A 20,556-nucleotide genomic window follows, 5' to 3' on the forward strand; every position below is an offset into this window, starting at 1 on the left:
CAGGTTCGCTTGCAGTATGTGTTCATTTATTCCATACTTAGACTCAAAAAAGTTACATAGGTTTTTTTATGCAAAAATGGTCGCCTACGTCTTGGCTCCAGTACTCGTATTTACAAGCTGCAACTTATTCTGATGAAGAGCAGTTAAATAAAATTGTAGAACAACTGAGCCTTTTACCTCCTCTGGTTACCAGTAGTGAGGTAAAAAATTTAAAAAAAGAAATTGCACGTGCTGGACGTGGGGAAGCGTTTATTCTTCAAGGCGGCGACTGCGCCGAATCATTTAATGATTGTCGTTCAGAAATTATTAGCAATAAATTAAAAATCATTTTACAAATGAGCTTGATTTTATTGCACGGGTTACGCAAACCCATTATTCGGGTTGGGCGAATTGCTGGACAATATGCAAAACCCCGATCTTCCGATTATGAAACACTTGAGGGAGTTACTTTACCAAGCTATAGAGGTGATTTGGTTAACTCCCCTGAATTTACTCAGGAAGCACGGGAACCCAATCCTAAATTATTATTGCAGGCTTACAACTGCTCAGCCATCACTTTAAATTTTATTCGTAGCTTGCTCGACAGTGGTTTTGCCAGTCTTAATCATCCTCAGCAATGGGACTTGGGTTTTGTTGAACATTCAAAACAAAAAGATGAGTATCAAACCCTGGTTAAATCAATTGGTGATACCTTGGACTTTTTAGATACCATTGGTGGAATACAAGCCAGTAATTTAGCTAAAGTAGATTTTTACACTTCTCATGAAGCCTTGCATTTACATTACGAACAAGCATTGACCCGTCAAATGGAAGATGGCTTATGGTATAACCTCTCTACGCACTTACCCTGGATTGGTATGCGCACCGCACAAGCTGACAGTGCACATTTGGAGTTTTTGCGTGGTGTCGAAAATCCCATTGGGATCAAAATTGGCCCAGGAGCTACTCCCGAATGGTTAGAAGAAGTATTAAATCGCGCAAACCCTCAGCGTGAAGAGGGACGGCTTTTGTTGTTCACTCGACTGGGAGCACGACACATAGATAAACTGCTTCCTCCACTGATTGAGGCCGTGAAAAAAACAAAAATTCCAGTGACCTGGTCTTGTGATCCTATGCATGGAAATACAGAAACTACAGTGGATGGTATTAAGACCCGTCACTTTGATAACATTCTCTTAGAGCTCAAACAAGCGTTGGAAATTCATCGCAATATGGGTAGTTATCTAGGTGGCGTTCATTTTGAACTGACTGGTGATAACGTTACGGAGTGTATTGGTGGCGCTCGCGGATTATCAGCGGATGATCTGAAAAAAGCCTATCATAGTTTGGTTGATCCACGGCTTAATTACGAACAATCAATAGAAATGGCCATTCAATTGAGTAGACAGTTTAGAAATGAATAACGCTAAACGCCCTCAAGTAATACATCAAGATCAAGAGAAGAACGTTTGCCAAGGTCATTCGCATGTTCTGAGAGAAAAGCGTCAGCAGCTTGACGTCCCTCATCTCGCAGCATAAGTAAAAAGTCCCATTCTGCATTGAGTTTGGAGGAATAACCAAGCTCAAGCATAATATCGCTGCTCACCCGATGTATCCGCATACCAGCCCATTTTGCCCCTTCAGAATCTTGTGGATGCGCCAGCTGCCGTAATAAAGCAATCATACGAAGTTCCTTAAGTAACACAGCATTAAACGAAACTTCATTCAGACGATTAAGAATAGCCCGTGCTGACTGAGGAATATCTGGGCGTGCGACAGGATTAATTTGCACTAAAATTGTATCATTTGATTCACATTCGCGAACAAGCGGTGTAATTGTGGGATTCCCTGAGTATCCTCCATCCCAGTAGTGCTCTCCATTGATCTCCACTGCCTTAAAAAGAGTAGGCAGACATGCGGATGCAAGAAGAACATTAGGCGTGATTTCGTCATTGCGAAAAACTCTTCCTCTGCCAGTACTCACGTTTGTCGCAGTAATAAATAATTTGATCGGACTGCGTGATAATATTTTGAAATCAATGGTGTTCACCAAAATAGTATGAAGTGGATTCACTCCGAATGGATCAAGATCATAGGGTGAAAACAATCGAGACATGATATCCACGGTCATGAAAAAAGGAGAATAATCGAGCGACCACTGGCCCAATAGAATATCAAGAGGACTGCGTTGTAAAAGACTAAAACGTGCCGCTTCAGAGACATTCCTCCAGAACAACTCGAGCATATCGCGTGCTCCCTCAGAACCCCCTTTGGTATAACCATCGGCAAGGACTGCTGCATTCATAGCTCCAGCAGATGTACCCGAAATACCATCGATTCGTAGCTTCTTTTCTTCTAATAAACGATCCAGCACGCCCCAGGTAAATGCTCCATGAGCACCGCCACCTTGTAGTGCTAAATCAACAAGAACATCATTAGTTATTCTTTGAGAGTGCGTCATGGTGTGTGACATCCGTTTCTATTGAGAGAAGACTCCTCTTTTTAACATAGAGGGTAAGTCAAGAAAATTCAAATCCAGAGAACTATAAGATCCCTAGATAAAGCGTGTACTATGAGGTAGTGGGTGCCTAACTGCTTACAGGATGATATGTTTTTTGGTCACAAACTCATTAACAGGCTTAGCTTGATTTTTTCAAACATCGTGCGACAATCGGCGCATAATTAATTCAGCATGAAAAATAAGAGGCCGAATTGCTAACTCACCATCAAACCTCAAACGCGCAAGTTAAGTCGCCTACGGTTCTTCACGAAGAAAACATATTAAAAATCGATAACTTATTACAAAAAAATGTAACCATTGGCAAAGAAATCCATACGGTTCAAGAATGGCTAAGCATGCCAAATATTTCTTTGCGTGCGGGTTTTCAAGCGGCAGCCATTGCGGCGTTCCTAGAAGATCAATTGTTTTTTCTAGAACGTTTAAATCAGTATCTTACTTATCTAAAAAATTATATTGAATTGAGCAAAGCCCAAGAAGAATTACTTGATTCAGATGATGAGCTCCAGAAATTTTTGCAAGAAAAATATCAATCCCAAGCAGAGCAAGCACTCCAACAAGCCTTTTCTCTTCTTAATGAGATTTGGACAGAATGTATTAATGAAACAGGCAGCTTTCATCTAAATATATCATTGTCTAGTATTTGGATCGCAAACTCAGGATTTGAAAGTGCTGCAAAAGAAGGTAAGAAAATAATTGAACAAATTTCCACTGAACTGCAATTATTAAATCATCTAAAGGTAAGGAAGCGATTAATCGATATCCCTAAAAGCTACATTGAATCGTTGAAATATCCAGAGACAACCCCTGAGAAATTAATGCTTGATACAATAAACAATGCAAATCTCATTTTAGCCAGAATTCTTCCAAGCCTCCTCGGGGATGAGGGAATTCAGCAAGCCAAGACAGGAGAGAAAGCGTTCAATGAAGCCGTAACGAAATGGGAGAAAGTAAACTCGTTAATGGCTCCTGAGCCGTGGGGACCAAGGCAAGCACTTTTAGCAAAGAAAATGAAGAATGTTGGTAGGATCATTTATGAGTGGGCCGAAGAGCATTCACATTCGGGAAAGCAAAAAAAATCACAGGTGAGTTGTTCTGTGGACCCTCTATTATCACCTCGATATCAAAGTAATTCTAGAATAGCAGAAAAGCCAGAGGCTAACTCTTTATTAACATCATCATTTGGTACTAAAGCCGGTGATCCCTTGCCAAACAAATCAAGAAAAAGAATATCATTAAATCTTAATTTTTTGAATTCACCAAGGCACCAAGATAACTCTAAAAAATTAAAGGAGGTTGAGAATGGTTCTTCATCATCCTTTTCACAGAATTCTGAAGAAAAATCGGTTGCGCTTCAGCCTCGCCCTTCTTTTTCTCTTTTTTCGCTATTTTCTCATAAATCGGAAAAATCCACATTCCCCACTCAGGAAGAATTAGAACATGCCGATCAATTAAGAAAATTAACACGTCCCCAAACCCAATCAGATATTGACTTATATCATCAACTCATTGAAAAAGTGCATGCTCTTAAAGACAAACGATATCAGAAACTAAAACAAGCAGTAGAAGAAGAATACTCTGTTTCTTTCCACAAAGAGTCTCATGTTATGATGGATTTTTCAGAAGATTGTGTGCCATCTAGTTTAAGTAAATGTTTGACACAATAATTTCCCAAGTTCAGGCTACCTCTAAATGCTTAACGGGAATTTAATAAGCAAAATCACTTCCCTATTAAATTTTTCTGTACATTTGATAGGGAGGAATAAATGAGCGACAGCCCTAGTTTTTTTCCAAAATTTAGTTAAAGTAATTTTTTAATCTGAAATTAGTTTTGTCTCAGGATATATATTATTAAAGGAGTAAAAACATGAAGGCAAGGAAGTTGCCAAGACTGTTGCAAGGATTCACATTAGTCATATACCTATCTCCTCTTACAATTGGTTATGCGGCTCAACAACAGATTCTATGGGGAACAGTGGATGATCCTGCATCATTATTAGAAAATTTTCCCTGACACAAGCAACACCTATTTCACCAGGGCTACAGTTACCTACAAATTTATCCACTCAAAAAAATGCGATTAATACCTTACAATTTGTCGGCGGTGACATTGATGCCTTTCAAGTAAGTCATATTCGTTATAATCAATGTTATGGGGGGGTACCTGTTTTTGGCGCACAAGTCATTTATCATATCTCACCACAAGCTAATCCAACGGTAACAGGCCTATTAATTGATGATATTGCTCAAGATATTCCTAATTTAGAGGGTAAAATTTCAATTGCACAAGCAGAAACGATAGCAGCAGCCGGAAATCCTGTTACTACAGGTATTAATACGAAAAAAATTATTTATTTTGATAAAAATAGTTCAAGTAAAGCAATTCTTGCTTATCATATTTCTTATTTGCAAAAAACTTCCAGTGGGCCATCAATACCCTCTTACATTATTTGATGCGAATAAAGGTACTGTACTACAACAATGGGACGCGCTCCCAAAGTCTGAGTTAGGCCAAGGTCCGGGTGGAGTTACTTTTAATAATTCACCTTATCGCCAAGGATTTTATCAATTCGGTAATTTAGAGACCAATACTAATGCATTAGGCAAATCTGATATTTTGTTGCAAAACAATGGATGTACTATTTCTAATAATCTATTTCGTGTAATAAATTTAAAAAACCAGACTGAAACACAATTGCCTTTTGACTTACCAATTTTAAAGACACATTGGGTTGCTCAATTAGAATATTCTCATAACTTCTACAACAATCATGCACACGCGAATATTGATCATCGAATTATTACTTTTAATAATCCCAAAGGCCTTTATAGTTCTTCTTTAAGTGGTAATGAAATTACTGTAGGAATTAAGTATCTCTTTTGTTAACATTTAAAGAGAAAACCAGCCAGAGCGCTATCTCCCTGCTTGTAGGCCTGAGTACAGTAAGACCCAGGCAACTTGATATCATTATTGATGATAATAAGGGCTAAATTCATGAACAGCCTCAATCATAGCCGCAACATGCTCTGGAGGCACATCAGGAGTGATACCATGTCCGAGATTGAAGACATGTCCCGAACCTGCTCCGAAAGACGCCAACACCTTCTTTACCTCTTCTCGGATACATTGTTTAGAAGTCAACAACACGCAGGGATCAAGATTCCCCTGTAATGCGACTTGATTGCCGACTCTCCGACGCGCTTCCCCCAAGTCACAGGTCCAATCGATACCCAAAGCATCACAACCCGTACTAACCATTTTTTCCAACCATTGCCCCCCACCTTTGGTAAACAAAATAACGGGAATGTTAGGGTAATTCGCTTTAATTTGCTGCACAATCTGCTGCATATATCCTAAGGAAAATTTTTGATAATTCTCTGGTGTTAAAATTCCACCCCAGGTATCAAAAAGCATAACTGAATTAACACCCGCCTTAATTTGCTCCATAAGATAATCTGCTACGGATACTGCTAACTTATGCAGCAACATGTGAGCCGCTTCATTTTCGGTGTAAATTAAATGCAAAATACGCTTAAAGTCTCTGGTACTTCTCCCTTCAACCATATAACACGCCAAAGTCCATGGACTGCCTGCAAAACCAATCAAAGGAAGCTCTTTTGGCATTTCTCGACGGATTAGTCGTACCGCATCCATTACATAAGCTAAAGAATCTGCTTCTGGGATTTGCAAATTGGCAATTGCTTGTATCTCGTGCAAAGGTCGCTGAAAACAAGGTCCTTCGCCCTCGGCGAAATACAAACCTAATCCCATTGCATCTGGAATGGTCAAAATATCAGAAAATAAAATAGCAGCATCTAAAGCATAACGACGTAAAGGCTGCAATGTAACCTCGCACGCAAGCTCGGGATTCTTACACAGACTTAAAAAATCACCCGCCTGTTGTCTTGTCTTTCGATACTCAGGTAAATAACGTCCTGCTTGACGCATCATCCATACAGGAGTTCGTTCTACAGGTTGTCTTCTTAAAGCACGTAGGAACAAAGATTGATCCAAATCATACATCGTGTTATCCCAACATCATCAAAATACGCTAATGCTAACATATTTACGCATTATCCACTCGAACTAAAACAAGAATTGTTTATTAATTGACTATGGAATACGTTTAGAAACATAATCAGCATCAATTTTACTATAAAGAGTTTATTATGGGACTAATTAAAAATTCTTCTCAATCGATAGGATTAGGATATCCTAAAGACACAGGTAGATTAAAACTTGTGCAGGGAAGTCATGAAAAATCCCCCAAAAAAGTTGCTTTAATGGGCGACTCCACTGTAGACAATGGATATTGGGTCGATAAAAGAAAAGCTTATGATCAAAAAACCCATACAGTAACGCATCAAACTGCAGTCGCTCTCGCTCATCATGAGTTAGCAGATTCTTATGAGGTAGGAAACTTTGCTGTTGATGGTGCGACAACAGAAGATCTAATGTCGTACTGTCGCTTAGATAAAGTTCTACCCAAAGATCTGGATCATACTAGCTCTTATGTACAGCAATTGAAGGCAGTTACAGCATGGAAACCCGATGTTGCGGTCATCAGCGTGGGTGGTAATAATTATCGAGAAGCGCTAGCAAATACCTTAATGCAGGAAATGAATTACCCCCAACTCCTTTTAAGAATTACACCAGAGCATGCAAAACCCGCCATCAACTTGGCTTTCGATGAAGTAAAAACAAAGATACTAAATGATTATAAAAAAATTATTGATGAGTTAATTGAGAATAACCCTCAACTTAGTCGTATTGTCCTTTTATCTCAATATTATCCCTCGATTACAAAATTAACTCCTTATTTTATTTATACTGGATTTTCTCATTTAGCACGCGCCGAAGGAAAAGGCCGCGCTCCTTTTACTGTGGTTGAAGAAACCATGAATGAACTATATCGAGAAATCCTGAATTACGCAGCCGCTAAAGAAAAAGAAATTGTTTTTGTTGATATGACGTCGTCATTAAACCCTTTAGGTGGAAAGCATACTTGGCAAATTGAACCTAATGAACAAGGGTCTGCGATTATGGGGCGATTAATTGCCAATGCAGTTGAGTACAATTTCCCACAAGATAAAACCGAACAAGATAAAAACTCCATTGCCAGAATTTATATGGACGCGGATGAGCAACAGATTCATTCGCAAATTTTAAAAAAAGACGATATAGAACAATTTAGCGTCAAAAAAATAGGGCAGTTTATAAGTGAAAGTCGATATCGTCATTTAGGTTTATTGTTTTCCCCTTCATCCAGCTTAGCAGTCCGTTTTGAAAGCGCGTATCATGCAATTACAGGCAAACAATTTGATGATGAGTATACCGGTTTTCCTGCTTTTGGTTTATTAGACCTAACTTTAGTTCCCGCCATGGCTAATTATTTATGGCGTGTTGCTGTGGATGAAAATGTTCATACTTCGTTTCGCGTAATGGCAGGTAGTGTCGCTGGACCTATTTTATTAAGTAAAATGATTCTTGGCTTATCTTTGATGTTAGTACTTGCATTACCAATACTGGGATACGATAAAGGAGCGAGCCTCCTCTTTAATAAATCCGATGCAATTCAAAATCAGGAAGAAGAAACCAATGAATTAAAGGTATAAATGATTTATAGAATGATGATGGAGCTGGAACCTGGGTTAAGTTTCCTCAAACCCAGGCGACATAACTCTATACATCACTATAACTATTTAGATAAAATCATCGATAAATTACTTTGGGTAGGCGGAAATTTGGATACCTTGAATATCAAAGCTCTTAACGTAAGTACTAAAATTGGCGTTTACGCATGGGAGCAACGCATTAATCAACAATTATTGATTGATATCAGTATTGATACTGATTTCAGGGCGTGCCAGGAAGATTTAACTAAGACTATAGATTATGAAGCGCTGTGTAATAGTGTAACGCTCTATGTGGAATCGAAATCATTCCAACTCATTGAAACAGTTGCCAATGAAGTTGCAGACTTAATCAAAAAACAGTTTAAAGTCTCTCAAATTACAGTAGGGATTAGTAAGCCACATGCAATCAAGAATGCTGCAAACATTCAGGTAGTAGTGCGTCGTTAAGCAAATTGTGAGTTTACTTCATCCTAACCTGAGTTATGTGTTAACAGCGCGCTTATCCGCCACTGGTAACCATACCGTTTAGACGTTCATTTTTTGCCAAATTCATTTGAGCCTGTTGGGCAAGAGCACGATTAGAATAAGGTCCTACTACAACCCGGAACCAATTACCTTTTGTGGCATGGCTTACAGGAATGATGTATACACTAAAACCTTTAAGTATCAATGTACCTTTCATTTGCTCTGCATCTCTACGCGCCTTAAAAGAAGCTACTTGCACTAAATATTTACTTTTATCTACGGTAGCAGGTCTCGCAGCGGGGGCATTGTTTGCAGCAACAGGTACTCGAGCCCCGTTTGGTTTTATTGGTGCAGCTGCACTGGCGACATTGGCCGTTGTCTTAACCGCTGAGGTAGCTGCAGTTGGTGTGGTCGCTACGGTTGTTGCAGTTGCATTTGCAGCGGATTGAACGGAAGCGGCAGGACTACCATTGGGTTGAGAGTTTGGAACTTTTTCATTGGCCAGGAGTGTATAAAACTCAAATTTTGGTTTAGGCGGGATCGCAGCATGCTGTGCCCCGGGTTTAGGGGGTTCTTTTTTTATTTCATGATGGGCCAAAACCTGGGAGTTTACCCACTGACTTACGGTTTCTATATCTAGAAAAGAAGCGGTCATATACCCTACTAAAAAAGTCAACGTAATCACTAAAAGCTGATGCGGTGTAGCACCGCGCGACCGTGAAGAACGCCTATTTCCATATTCTTTTGCCATCACATACTCTCAGGAGCTGATACGCCCAATAAGTCCAAACCATTCTTTAATATCTGACGTACTGCCTCTAACAAACAAAGACGAGCACATCGTAATTGCTCTTGCTCACACAAAAGCGGAATAGCATTATAATAGCTATGCAAGCCGTTGGCTACTTCACGTAAATAATAAGCCACTTGATGAGGCTCACAGTGCGCAGCCGCTAATTCTACAATTTCTGGATACCGGCTAATTAAAGAAATCAAATGAGTTTCATGAGCTTGATCTAATAAATCAATATTTTTTAACCCAAGTGCCTTGTCCCAAGACAAGCCTCGTTCTTTTAACTGTCTTAATACAGAGCATATTCTTGCATGAGCATACTGAATATAATAGATCGGATTATCACTTGATTCTGATTTTGCCAAATCCAAATCAAAATCCATATGTTGTTCTGACTTGCGTGCCACATAAAAGAAGCGTGCCGCATCGTTTCCTACCTCGTTACGTAATTCTCTTAAAGTAACAAAAGAACCACTACGTGTAGACATTTGCACTCGCTCAGAACCACGATATAAAATGGCAAATTGAACAAGCAATACATCCAGTGCGCTTTCATCATGCCCCAAAGCTTTTACTACAGCTCGCAATCGGGTGATATAGCCATGATGATCCGCACCAAAAATATCAATTACCCGGTCATAACCTCTATCATATTTATTCCAATGGTAAGCTACATCCGAAGCAAAATAAGTAGTATTGCCATTAGCACGCACCAATACTCGATCTTTTTCGTCACCAAAATCAGTCGCTCTAAACCAAAGCGCCCCTTCTTTTTCAAAGGTATGACCGCTATCCTTAAGCGCCTGAATTCCTTTTTGAATAGATCCATCTTCAAACAAGGATTGTTCGGAGAACCAACTATCGTATTTCACACCAAATTCAGCAAGATCATCTTTGATGTCATCAAGCACTGTATTTAATGCATGTTGGTGAAATAGGGCAAAAACATCCATGCTCAACAATTGTTTTGCACGCTCAACTAAAGCATCGATATAAACTTCTTTGTCTCCGCCATGAGGCTCATCAAGAGGTAATCCGTCAACTACACTAGCCCATGGATGTACATATTCTTTACCATGTTCTGCCCAAAACTCCTGTGCTATTTCGGAAACATACTGACCTTTATAAGCATTGGCAGGAATAACAACAGGCTCCTCAGCAAGCTCGAGATAACGTAACCACACACTGGCAGCAAGAATATTCATTTGCCTTCCAGCGTCGTTCACATAATATTCTAAGGTTACATCATAACCTGCAGCCTTTAAAACATTACCTAAAGTAGCTCCAAAGGCAGCGCCTCGTCCATGCCCTACATGTAAAGGGCCTGTAGGATTAGCAGAAACAAATTCAATCAATACTTTTTGATTTTGGCCAATAGTACTACGTCCAAAATGTTCGGCTTTTTCCAGTATTTCCCCAATAACTTGGGAACGAGAAGTGCTACGTATAAAGAAATTAATAAACCCTGCCCCAGCGATTTCCACTTTGTCCACCGAGGGGTCAGTTGGCATGGCTTGAACTAAAAGCTCTGCTATTTTTCGCGGTGCCTGACGACACGGTTTGGCTAAAATCAAAGCTAAATTACTGGCATAATCACCATGAGCAGAATCTTTTGAACGGTCTACCTTAATATCAACATCCAAATCAGTAGGTACCTCGCCTGATCTTTGTAATGATATTAAAGCGTGTTTTAAAAGCTGCTCTACAGTATGTTTCATGCTACTTAGTTTTCCATCAAAAAATGATGCTATTATGCGCTTTTTTGTACCATATGAAAAGGTTTATATACCTAATGAAACACAATTTGCGCTCTTATTGAAAAACAGTAAATTGTTCCTATATGAACTATGAGTTACACTTGAATACTCACTTTTCTCAATATCATTAATACTGTGTTATCTAACTCGTGTGAATCATTAAGCGGTATCGGACCAACCCTTGCAGCCAAACTGGCAAAATGTGGTATCCATTCTGTAGGTGACTTACTGTTCCACTTACCTTATCGCTATCAAGACAGAACACGAATAACACCCATTCAAGATTTACGCGCTAATGAGTGGTGCGTGATTGCTGGGCGGGTATGCAAAACAGAAATTAAAACCGGGAAGCGCGCAATGCTGCATTGTTATGTAGAGGACAAAACCGGAATAATAAAACTGCAGTTTTTTCATTTTAATAAAACTCAAATTAATAATCTAAAAAACAGCACAATGATTCATGCCTTTGGGGAGGTTCGGGAGTTCAGCAATACCCTAACGATGACCCATCCTGAATATCAGTTGCTCGATGATGAAAGCGAATGCCAAGTCAATGAAACACTCACCCCCATTTACCCAAGTACACAAGGTTTGAGTCAATCACGATTAAGACAATTGGTGAACGTCGCCTTAAATAGTTGCAAACACGAGCTTCAACAATTGGAATGGATGAGTGAAGAACAATTACAGGCAAATAGTTTTTTCCCTTTAGGTGATGCAATTCAATTATTACATAATCCTCCGCCAGATATCTCCGTGCAGTCACTAGAAGAAGGGCAACACCCCGCGCTAAAACGGTTAGTTTTTGATGAATTGTTAGCACAACGCCTCAGTATGCAATTCGCCAGAGAAGCACGTAATACATTACATGCTGTTGCTTTGCCTATGGACCAAAATTTGAATCAGCGTTTTTTAGAGTCCCTCCCCTTTACGCTCACGAACGCGCAGCAGAGAGTCGCCCAAGAGATTAGCGAGGATCTGACTCATAATAAACCCATGTTACGCTTAGTACAAGGCGATGTGGGGGCAGGAAAAACCATCATCGCGGCCCTTGCAGCATTACAAGCGATTGCCAATGGACAACAAGTCGCTTTTATGGCTCCCACTGATTTACTGAGCGAACAACACGCCAATAATTTGATCCGTTGGCTAGAACCTTTGGGAATCAAAATATTTAGACTTAGTGGCAAAATGAAACTAAGTGAACGACGAATGGCATTTGCTGCGTTAGCAGATCATAGTTGTCAGTTGATTATTGGCACCCATGCCCTATTTCAAGAAGAAGTGCAGTTTGCTCGCTTAGGTCTAGTCATTATTGATGAACAACATCGATTTGGTGTGGAACAAAGATTGCTTTTGCAACAAAAAGGACAACAGGACCAACTCATTCCGCATCAATTATTAATGACCGCCACACCTATCCCCAGAACACTCTCCATGACTCACTTTGCCCATTTGGACCTCTCAATTATCGATGAATTACCTCCTGGACGTATGCCCATTGCTACCGCAGTCTTAAGTCAGAACAAACGGGAAACAGTCATTGAACGATTAGAAGTAGCCATAGCCAGTGGTCGACAAATTTATTGGGTATGTACACTCATTGAAGAATCTGAAAAATTACAATGTATGGCCGCTACCGAAACAGCTCATGCCTTACAAGAACAACTCCCCGAAGCTCGTGTAGGTCTTGTACATGGTCGGATGAAACCTTTAGAAAAAGAAGCAACTATGGCCGCCTTTAAAAGTGGTGAAATTAACTTACTGGTGGCTACAACAGTTATTGAAGTAGGAGTAGATGTCCCTAATGCGAGTCTTATGATTATCGAAAATGCCGAGCGTTTGGGTTTATCCCAACTCCATCAATTACGTGGCCGGGTAGGAAGAGGCAGTACCCAATCTCATTGCATTTTGCTTTATCAATCCCCCCTATCACAACAGGGTACTGAGCGATTAAAAATAATGCGCGCAACCAATGATGGATTTATTATTGCCGAAAAAGATATGGAGTTAAGAGGAGCCGGCGAAGTACTCGGAACTCGGCAAACGGGTTATCGACAATTTAAAATCGCGGATATCCAACGGGATCGGAATTTACTTCCACTTTTGCCCGCTATAGCAAAAAAACTATTAGAAGAGTCACCTCAAACTGCCCGCAAAATTACCCAGCGATGGTTAGGTAATTTTGAACAATTTTTACAGGGATAAAAATATTTTTAGAAATATCCAAGTCAAGACTGTTTTTTATTTTTTTCTTTGGTTAACATAGCTGAGCTATTTTTCTTATTTTCAAAAACCACATCTTGTGGATAACTCAATCTCACCATATCACTTGATAAAAACCCAAATTACATGCATCAAAAGGAAAATCCTTATTTTATAAGGCCTATTGCTTATTTGGTCATTCTATTGCCTTAAACCATTTATCCACAAAATCTGTGGATAATCCTGTGAACATGATGTAAAACACCATATAAAATCAGCTTGATTAGCACCTGCTTCAGAACTCTCCAAAGTGCTCTCTGAGGTTTAAGTTTAGAAATAAAACATGAATTAATTTTAATCAATGCAAGTATATTTCTTAAAGTTAAATTTTTTTTAAAAAAATACTCAAGTCAAGACTGTTTTTTATTTTTTTCTTTGTTAAGATATCCAAGAAAATTCCTCTATTCCACAAAACAGATCCTGTGGATAACTCACCTCTTCATTTCACTGAGTAAAAAGCACTAAATCCTCACCTTTTTTGGAAAAATCCTTGTTTCATAAGGCTTATTACTTATTTAGTCATTTTACTTTCTTAAATCATTTATCCACAAAATCTGTGGATAATCCTGTGAACATGATGTAGAACACCTTATACAATCAGCGTGATTGGCACCTGCTCCAGAACTTTCCAAAGTGCTCTCTGAGGTTTAGTTTTAGACATCGAAAATGAATTAATTTTAATCAATGCAAATATACTTCTTAAAGTTAAAATTTTTTTAAAAAAATACCCAAGTCAAGACTGTTTTTTATTTTTTTCTTTGTTAATATATCCAAGAAAATTTCCCATTCTCACGTAACACATCCTGTGGATAATTTCTCTCCTCATACCACTGAATAAAAAATCAGACTTATATTTATTTTCGACAAATTCTTATTCTATAAGGCTTATTCAACTTTTATTCATTATTTGACTAAAAGCGATTTATCCACAAAATCTGTGGATAATCCTGTGTATAGGATGCATAACATCTTGTGGAATCAGCTTATTTGCGTGCGTCTTATAATGCGCCAGATGATTTCATACCCATTCAATTTAATGAAAGTTTTAATATAAAAAAATTCTTAACCATGTTTAAATAGACCAACAAAAATAGACGAAACTGAATCTCGAATCAGGGTGAAAAACTAAAGGTCTCATTTCGTTTTACTTAGGTTATGTTAACTTAAAAAAAACATCATATGGCTCAGAACGATAGATATTTACAAGCAAAAAAAGTAACCCTTTTGGGAGCTATTTCAAACGCTCTACTTGGTCTCATTAAACTCATTGGTGGGTATTTTTTCCACTCGCATGCACTTGTTGCAGATGGAGTTCATTCCTTATCCGATCTCATAACAGATGCAATGGTTTTATTTGCGTCTAAATACGGTAGTCTTGATGCGGATGCCAGTCATCCATATGGCCATCAACGCATTGAAACAGCTGCGACTTTATTGTTATCTCTTTTACTTATTTTTGCAGGTATTGGCATCGCCTGGGATTCAATATATGACTTACTACATTCCAATTACATCACACCCAATTGGTTCACTTTGCCAATAATTTGTATTTCCATCCTGAGCAATGAAATTTTGTTTCACTACACCCTATATATAGGAAAATGCATTAATTCGAAATTAATTACAGCAAATGCTTGGCATCATCGCTCAGATGCAGCTTCCTCTCTAGTTGTCTTAGTAGGCTTGATAGGCACTATTGCCGGTTTTCGTTCTCTTGATGCCGTAGCAGCCATTATAGTCGGCCTTATGATCGTTAAAATGGGTTGGGATTATGCTTGGAATAGTGTCAAAGAATTGGTAGATACCGCAGTCAGTCCTGAGTTATTGTCACGAATTGAAGAAGTAATCCAAAATGTAGATGGGGTTGAAAAAATCCATCAATTGCGAACCCGCTCTATGGGAGAGAATGTATTAATTGATGTACATATTTTAGTTTCACCTAAAATATCAGTATCTGAAGGACATTATATTGCACAACACGTCCACCATGCTCTTGAAGATCAAATCGAAAGCGTCAAAGATGTGATTGTACATGTGGATCCTGAAGATGATGAACGTTGTTGCCCCTCTTTGCATTTGCCAAGCAGAGAGGTATTACACGAACTATTATTTAATGAAGTACACATTGATTTTCCACAAATTCTATTTTGGAATTTACATTATCTAGATGGCAAAATCGGGATAGATATAGTCTGTGACGAAACCTTCAACCAGTGGCAAGAATTACATGATCGAGTAATTTTGGCATTAAAACTACAGTCCAATATTATAGAAGTTCGTTTATTTAGCTTGCATGAGGCCATGCATCACCACTAAACTACGTAGTTTTAGCTTTAGTAGTGAAGCAATGCTGAACTCGGGGTTCTTTTACCGCATCCCGAATGTAACGGGGATCTCCCATTATTCCTCGCTGCGCTCGGGATGGCTTGGGTTTCTTCTGGCCTTCTCCCAGGCTACAATTTAGTAACCGTTCAGGGAGTACTTGAATCTTGGGGAATGGCGTGAATGCTTACACAATTTAAACGATTAAATTCTAGAATAAGTAATAGGATAAACAATGGTATCACCTACCAGCTTAAAGATTTTTTTTGCATGTTCCATTTTTATAGTCATTTTAATTGCAGGCTGGTATCCGTTTAGAAAACGTATTAAAGATGATCAGCATATTGATTTTCCAGTGGGAGAAACTCTGGCAACCGGAGTTTTTTTAGGGGCTGGATTGTTGCATATGCTTCCAGATGCGAATTCATTATTTAATAAAATGGGATATAACTACCCTTTTGCCTACATCATTACTGGTGCTGTATTTCTGATTTTCCTCTGGTTCGAACATTTAGGAAAAGAGCTTTACCATCATAACAATACAAAACATCCAGCCTTTGCCCTTTTAGCCTGGGGTATGCTCTCTGTTCATTCAATTATGTTGGGTGCAGCTTTAGGATTATCCCATTATAACTCCATGATCATTATGATCTTTCTTGCAATTATTACTCATAAATGGGCAGAAAGTTTTGCCGTTGCAGTGCAATTAAATAAAAGTTCTATGAGCATGAATACCAGCTTAGTCTTTTTTATTTTATTCAGCTTGATGACCCCACTCGGGATCTATTTGGGTTGGTATTTTGGTCATGGAGTAGAAACTGACTCCTTATTTGATCCCATTTTACTTGCTGCTTCATCAGGAACATTTCTCTATCTAGGAACCCTACATGGCTTGGAACGCTGTGTAATGGTAGAACGTTGTTGTAATCTGAAAGATTTCAGTTTCGTGATTATAGGCTTCTCACTGATGGCATTGGTGGCTGTTTATGTCTAAATTGTTCCAACAAGAACCCATTATCCTCGCCTCCAGCTCTTCAATAAGATTAAAATTGCTGCAATCTCTTGGTATTGAATTTTCTGTGGTTCCTTCTCACTGCGATGAAGATGCAATTAAAGCGTCCTTCAAGTCAGAGAGCACACTAGACTTAGGCTATGCGCTTGCAGCAAGCAAAGCTTTGGCAGTAAGCCTGCAATACCCAGAACATTTTATTATTGCCGCAGACCAACTTTGTCTGTTTGGACAAACTCTATTGAATAAGCCTTTGAACCACCCTACTGCTATTGAACACTTACGTTTATTAAGTGGCAAAGAGCATCTGCAAATTGCCTGTCTTTGCATCGCAAAAAATAATGAACTCCTTTGGCAACATCATGAAACAGCGTACTTAACATTGCACCATTTAAGTGAGAAATCAATCGAGGCTTATTTACAAAGTGAAAAGCCTTATCATAGTTGTGGAGCTTATCAATATGAAAGCCAAGGTAAATGGTTATTTAAAGAAGTTCAAGGCTCTGAAGATACTATTTTAGGTTTACCTTTACTTCCTTTATCCAACGCATTAATGAAGCTTGGGGCTGTTCGTTTCTGATTATTTGCTCAGGGACTGGTGAGGCAAAACGTAGGCCGGAACAAAAGAACTTCATATTTCTCGGATTTCGTTGCACGTCACCAGGCTATCTATTCCACAAAAAAATCCACAAAATCATTAGGTTAATCAATTATTGTATTTATTAAGATCATTTTGTTATGATTCTTTATCACTTGCTATGGAATTGAGAAAAAATGGAAGGAAAAATTGAAAATCCTGTTGTAGAAACACCTGCATTAAGTTTGTTTGAGTTTAAAACTCAATTCACCAACTATATGAAAGAGTGTGCAATTTTTAAAATAAATAATGAGAAGAGAATTGCCGAGTTAGAATTACAAAATGAACATGATGCTCTTATTAGGCTACATGAGCAGATGATGGCAACAGTTAAAGAGCAGGTAGCAGTTTATAAAGAGAAATTGAACGCCGCTAAAGCATATATAAACCACACATGGGAATTAAATCCTCGAATTACCAGTGAAATTGATAGACAAAACAGATATCTGGAAAAGTTACAATCACAATTGCTGCAAATAAAATCTTTAAAATTTTTGTTCTCTTTCGACCCGAGTGAATTATTTCAGGAAGCATTAAAAAATAAATCCTCAGCTTTACTCATTATTCAGACTCCGAAACTCATTGCAAAAATTCCTAACCATCAATTAGCGGATATGACTCACCAAGACCCAGAGATCATTAAGGCGCTAGCCCCTATTTTAGCGTCCCGGGAATACACATTTGAACTATCAAATATTTTTGCTGCACTCAAAAAACAGGTTCAAACTGACACGGATAAAACCTTTATTATCGAAAAAGAAAACCTTGCAATCCGTGATTTGTTACTCAAAATTAATAAGTACCTTGATAAAAAAATAGATCAAGCCTTGAACGAAAATACTCAGCCCTGGGCGCTCGGATATTTTGGATCACGCCATAAGATAAATAAAGGTGAACAAAAAGTATCTGTCCCTCAAGGTATCTATGAATTAAAAGCGCATTTAGAGCAACTCAACCAAATTTCCCCAAGGGAAATCTTAACCAAGATGCAAAATACACTGCAGATCAAAAACGAAGGCAAGCATGATGAATCCTTGCTTCAACAGTTTAAACGACTTATCAGTTATCTTTTTGGATACTCTCAATCAGAAGATACCTCAGAAGAATATGAATACCTGGGTAAAGTAACAGCAGGGAAACAATCTATCTCTTGACAAAGTCAGTACATATCAAAACAATACTTCAATTTGAATAAGCAGTAAAAATCCACTGCTTTTCGCAGATTGAAAAAAATTTAATCGTAACCAGGACTCGACATGCAAATTACTAAAATACAAGCCCGTGAAATTCTGGACTCTCGTGGTAACCCTACTGTTGAAGCGGATGTTATTTTAAAAAGTGGAACCCAAGGAAGAGCGAGTGTTCCATCCGGGGCATCCACAGGAAGTCGCGAAGCCTGTGAACTCCGCGATCAGGACCCCAAACGCTATAATGGTAAGGGCGTGCAACACGCTGTTGCTTATGTTAATCAAGAAATCAATCACGCCTTACACCTTTTTTCCATTGAAGATCAGGACGCCTTGGATCAGAAACTATGTCAATTAGATGGCACAGAAAATAAATCACGTCTAGGAGCCAATGCCATTCTTGCAGTTTCTCTTGCAGCGGCTAGAGCGCGCGCAAATGAGCATAAGTTACCTTTGTATGCAGCCTTAAACCAAGGTGAAAAGATGTGCATGCCTGTACCTATGATGAATATTTTAAATGGCGGAGCTCATGCAGACAATAATGTGGATATTCAAGAATTCATGATCATGCCTGTGGGCGCTGCTGATTTTCCCACTGCTTTAAGAATGGGTACTGAGATTTTTCATGGATTAAAATCTGTTTTAAAAAAACAAGGTTTAAATACCGCAGTAGGTGATGAAGGGGGTTTCGCACCCAATATTAAATCGAACCGCCAAGCTCTAGACCTACTTTGTGAAGCAATTGAAAAAACAGGATTTAGATTAGGTGATGAGATAGTACTCGCATTGGATGTCGCTGCTTCAGAACTATATGACCAAGGCATGTATCATATGGCTTCTGAAAATCAAAAATTCACTTCGATGCAACTCATTGATTATTATACTAATCTCGTTGCTAATTATCCTATAGTAAGTATCGAAGATGGCTTGGATGAAAAAGATTGGACTGGATGGAGTCATTTGACTGCTCAATTGGGTTCAAGAATTCAATTGGTAGGTGACGATGTATTTGTTACTAATCCAAAAATTTTACAAGAAGGCATCACTCAAAAAGTGGCTAACGCCATCCTCATTAAAGTCAACCAAATCGGAACCTTAAGTGAAACCCGACAAACAATTCAATTAGCTCACCAAAATGGCTATCGTTGTGTGATGTCACATCGCTCAGGTGAAACAGAAGATACCTTTATTGCAGATCTTGCCGTTGCGACAGGATGTGGTCAAATTAAAACTGGTTCTTTATGCCGTACCGATCGCGTTGCAAAGTACAATCAATTGTTACGCATTAATGAAATTGCCACCTTACCTTATGCAGGCAAATCCATATTGAAAAGATAATTTTATCGTAACCCGTAGATACAGTCCTTTAAAAGCAAGTTATTTCATTAAATAGGTTGCTTGCTATTAGAGACTGTATCTACGAGGGATTCACGAACACATTCTTAATCCTCTGAAAAATGAATATTGGTGTTGTACTTAGTGCGATTAAGGCAAAAACTGCTGCGAAATACTTTAATATTTGCTTCATTGGCAAATACTCTGCGTGCAAACTCATTATAATGATTCATATCCGCAACATGGATCACTAACAAATAATCAGTCTCCCCTGAAACAAAATAGCATTGTTTCACCTCTTCTTGTTCCGCCATTTTACGTTCAAAATGAGCCAACAAATCCTCTCTTTGCTTTTCCAAAGTAATATTTGCAAAGACAATAAGCCCACGGCCAGCTTTAAAAGGATCTACCAGAGAAACATCCTTAACAATAATGCCCTCATCACGCAATCGTTTAACACGACGAAAACAAGGAGGAGCAGAAATTCCTACTTTCTCAGCAAGAGCCAAGTTGGTAATTTGATTGTCTTTTTGCAATAAATTTAAAATTTTCCGATCAATTTTATCCAAATGGACCGGTTCAGTTATATTTTCTGACACTTTTCTCTCATTTTTTTTCATATATTACCCATTATTAAAGATGGTTCATTATA

General features: G+C 38.6%; 18 protein-coding genes. 13 read left to right on the plus strand and 5 right to left on the minus strand.

Going from position 1 to position 20,556, the window contains the following annotated elements; all coding sequences use genetic code 11:
* Positions 1-68 precede the first annotated feature (68 nt).
* Positions 69-1,403, plus strand: a complete 1,335-nt coding sequence (locus ACWTEW_RS12330) for a 3-deoxy-7-phosphoheptulonate synthase class II (RefSeq protein ID WP_454781930.1) — start codon at positions 69-71, stop codon at positions 1,401-1,403.
* A 2-nt stretch (positions 1,404-1,405) separates the two neighbouring features.
* Here ACWTEW_RS12330 and ACWTEW_RS12335 read toward each other — a convergent pair whose 3' ends face one another.
* Positions 1,406-2,440 (minus strand): patatin-like phospholipase family protein, encoded by a 1,035-nt coding sequence (locus ACWTEW_RS12335; RefSeq protein WP_454781931.1) that lies wholly within the window; start codon positions 2,438-2,440, stop codon positions 1,406-1,408.
* A gap of 251 nt (positions 2,441-2,691) precedes the next feature.
* Between ACWTEW_RS12335 and ACWTEW_RS12340 the strand changes: the two genes are divergently transcribed.
* The 4 genes from ACWTEW_RS12340 to ACWTEW_RS12355 all read left to right on the plus strand — a co-directional run bounded on the left by ACWTEW_RS12340 (position 2,692) and on the right by ACWTEW_RS12355 (position 5,384).
* Positions 2,692-4,164 (plus strand): hypothetical protein, encoded by a 1,473-nt coding sequence (locus tag ACWTEW_RS12340; RefSeq protein ID WP_454781932.1) that lies wholly within the window; start codon positions 2,692-2,694, stop codon positions 4,162-4,164.
* A 200-nt stretch (positions 4,165-4,364) separates the two neighbouring features.
* The gene (locus ACWTEW_RS12345) at positions 4,365-4,511 is read left to right on the plus strand and encodes a hypothetical protein (RefSeq protein ID WP_454781933.1); all 147 of its coding nucleotides are present in this window, start codon (positions 4,365-4,367) and stop codon (positions 4,509-4,511) included.
* Between the two features lie 95 nt (positions 4,512-4,606).
* The gene (locus ACWTEW_RS12350; protein ID WP_454782064.1) at positions 4,607-4,951 is read left to right on the plus strand and encodes a hypothetical protein; all 345 of its coding nucleotides are present in this window, start codon (positions 4,607-4,609) and stop codon (positions 4,949-4,951) included.
* Positions 4,884-5,384 (plus strand): hypothetical protein, encoded by a 501-nt coding sequence (locus ACWTEW_RS12355; protein WP_454781934.1) that lies wholly within the window; start codon positions 4,884-4,886, stop codon positions 5,382-5,384. The genes ACWTEW_RS12350 and ACWTEW_RS12355 overlap by 68 nt, the downstream gene beginning before the upstream one ends.
* An 81-nt stretch (positions 5,385-5,465) precedes the next feature.
* On the opposite strand, the gene hemE is transcribed toward ACWTEW_RS12355, so the two are convergent.
* Positions 5,466-6,521 (minus strand): uroporphyrinogen decarboxylase, encoded by a 1,056-nt coding sequence (gene hemE / locus ACWTEW_RS12360; protein ID WP_454781935.1) that lies wholly within the window; start codon positions 6,519-6,521, stop codon positions 5,466-5,468.
* 146 nt (positions 6,522-6,667) lie between these two features.
* Between hemE and ACWTEW_RS12365 the strand changes: the two genes are divergently transcribed.
* A complete protein-coding gene (locus ACWTEW_RS12365; protein ID WP_454781936.1) occupies positions 6,668-8,113 on the plus strand; it encodes an SGNH/GDSL hydrolase family protein in 1,446 nt (481 codons plus the stop codon).
* A 129-nt stretch (positions 8,114-8,242) separates the two neighbouring features.
* Positions 8,243-8,581: a dihydroneopterin aldolase gene (gene folB, locus ACWTEW_RS12370; protein WP_454782065.1), complete on the plus strand. Its 339-nt coding sequence runs from the start codon at positions 8,243-8,245 to the stop codon at positions 8,579-8,581.
* 52 nt (positions 8,582-8,633) lie between these two features.
* Here the strand turns inward: folB and ACWTEW_RS12375 are convergent, their stop codons facing one another.
* Both ACWTEW_RS12375 and argS read right to left on the minus strand, forming a co-directional pair.
* Positions 8,634-9,350 (minus strand): SPOR domain-containing protein, encoded by a 717-nt coding sequence (locus ACWTEW_RS12375; protein WP_454781937.1) that lies wholly within the window; start codon positions 9,348-9,350, stop codon positions 8,634-8,636.
* On the minus strand, positions 9,350-11,110 hold the full coding sequence (gene argS, locus ACWTEW_RS12380) for an arginine--tRNA ligase (RefSeq protein ID WP_454781938.1): 1,761 nt from the start codon (positions 11,108-11,110) through the stop codon (positions 9,350-9,352). The genes ACWTEW_RS12375 and argS overlap by 1 nt, the downstream gene beginning before the upstream one ends.
* Before the next feature lie 174 nt (positions 11,111-11,284).
* Between argS and recG the strand changes: the two genes are divergently transcribed.
* From recG to eno, 6 genes are all read left to right on the plus strand, one after another.
* On the plus strand, positions 11,285-13,357 hold the full coding sequence (gene recG / locus ACWTEW_RS12385) for an ATP-dependent DNA helicase RecG (protein ID WP_454781939.1): 2,073 nt from the start codon (positions 11,285-11,287) through the stop codon (positions 13,355-13,357).
* Between the two features lie 1,236 nt (positions 13,358-14,593).
* Entirely contained in the window at positions 14,594-15,730 is a 1,137-nt protein-coding gene (locus ACWTEW_RS12390) for a cation diffusion facilitator family transporter (protein WP_454781940.1), read from the plus strand.
* 241 nt (positions 15,731-15,971) lie between these two features.
* A complete protein-coding gene (locus ACWTEW_RS12395; RefSeq protein ID WP_454781941.1) occupies positions 15,972-16,730 on the plus strand; it encodes a ZIP family metal transporter in 759 nt (252 codons plus the stop codon).
* Positions 16,723-17,325 (plus strand): Maf family protein, encoded by a 603-nt coding sequence (locus ACWTEW_RS12400; protein ID WP_454781942.1) that lies wholly within the window; start codon positions 16,723-16,725, stop codon positions 17,323-17,325. The genes ACWTEW_RS12395 and ACWTEW_RS12400 overlap by 8 nt, the downstream gene beginning before the upstream one ends.
* A 194-nt stretch (positions 17,326-17,519) precedes the next feature.
* Positions 17,520-18,536, plus strand: a complete 1,017-nt coding sequence (locus ACWTEW_RS12405; RefSeq protein WP_454781943.1) for a hypothetical protein — start codon at positions 17,520-17,522, stop codon at positions 18,534-18,536.
* A gap of 102 nt (positions 18,537-18,638) precedes the next feature.
* Positions 18,639-19,907 (plus strand): phosphopyruvate hydratase, encoded by a 1,269-nt coding sequence (gene eno / locus ACWTEW_RS12410; protein ID WP_454781944.1) that lies wholly within the window; start codon positions 18,639-18,641, stop codon positions 19,905-19,907.
* 104 nt (positions 19,908-20,011) lie between these two features.
* On the opposite strand, the gene ACWTEW_RS12415 is transcribed toward eno, so the two are convergent.
* Positions 20,012-20,524, minus strand: a complete 513-nt coding sequence (locus ACWTEW_RS12415) for an Lrp/AsnC family transcriptional regulator (protein WP_454781945.1) — start codon at positions 20,522-20,524, stop codon at positions 20,012-20,014.
* Positions 20,525-20,556 lie beyond the last annotated feature (32 nt).

It is taken from the genome of Legionella stuttgartensis, from assembly GCF_977063405.2.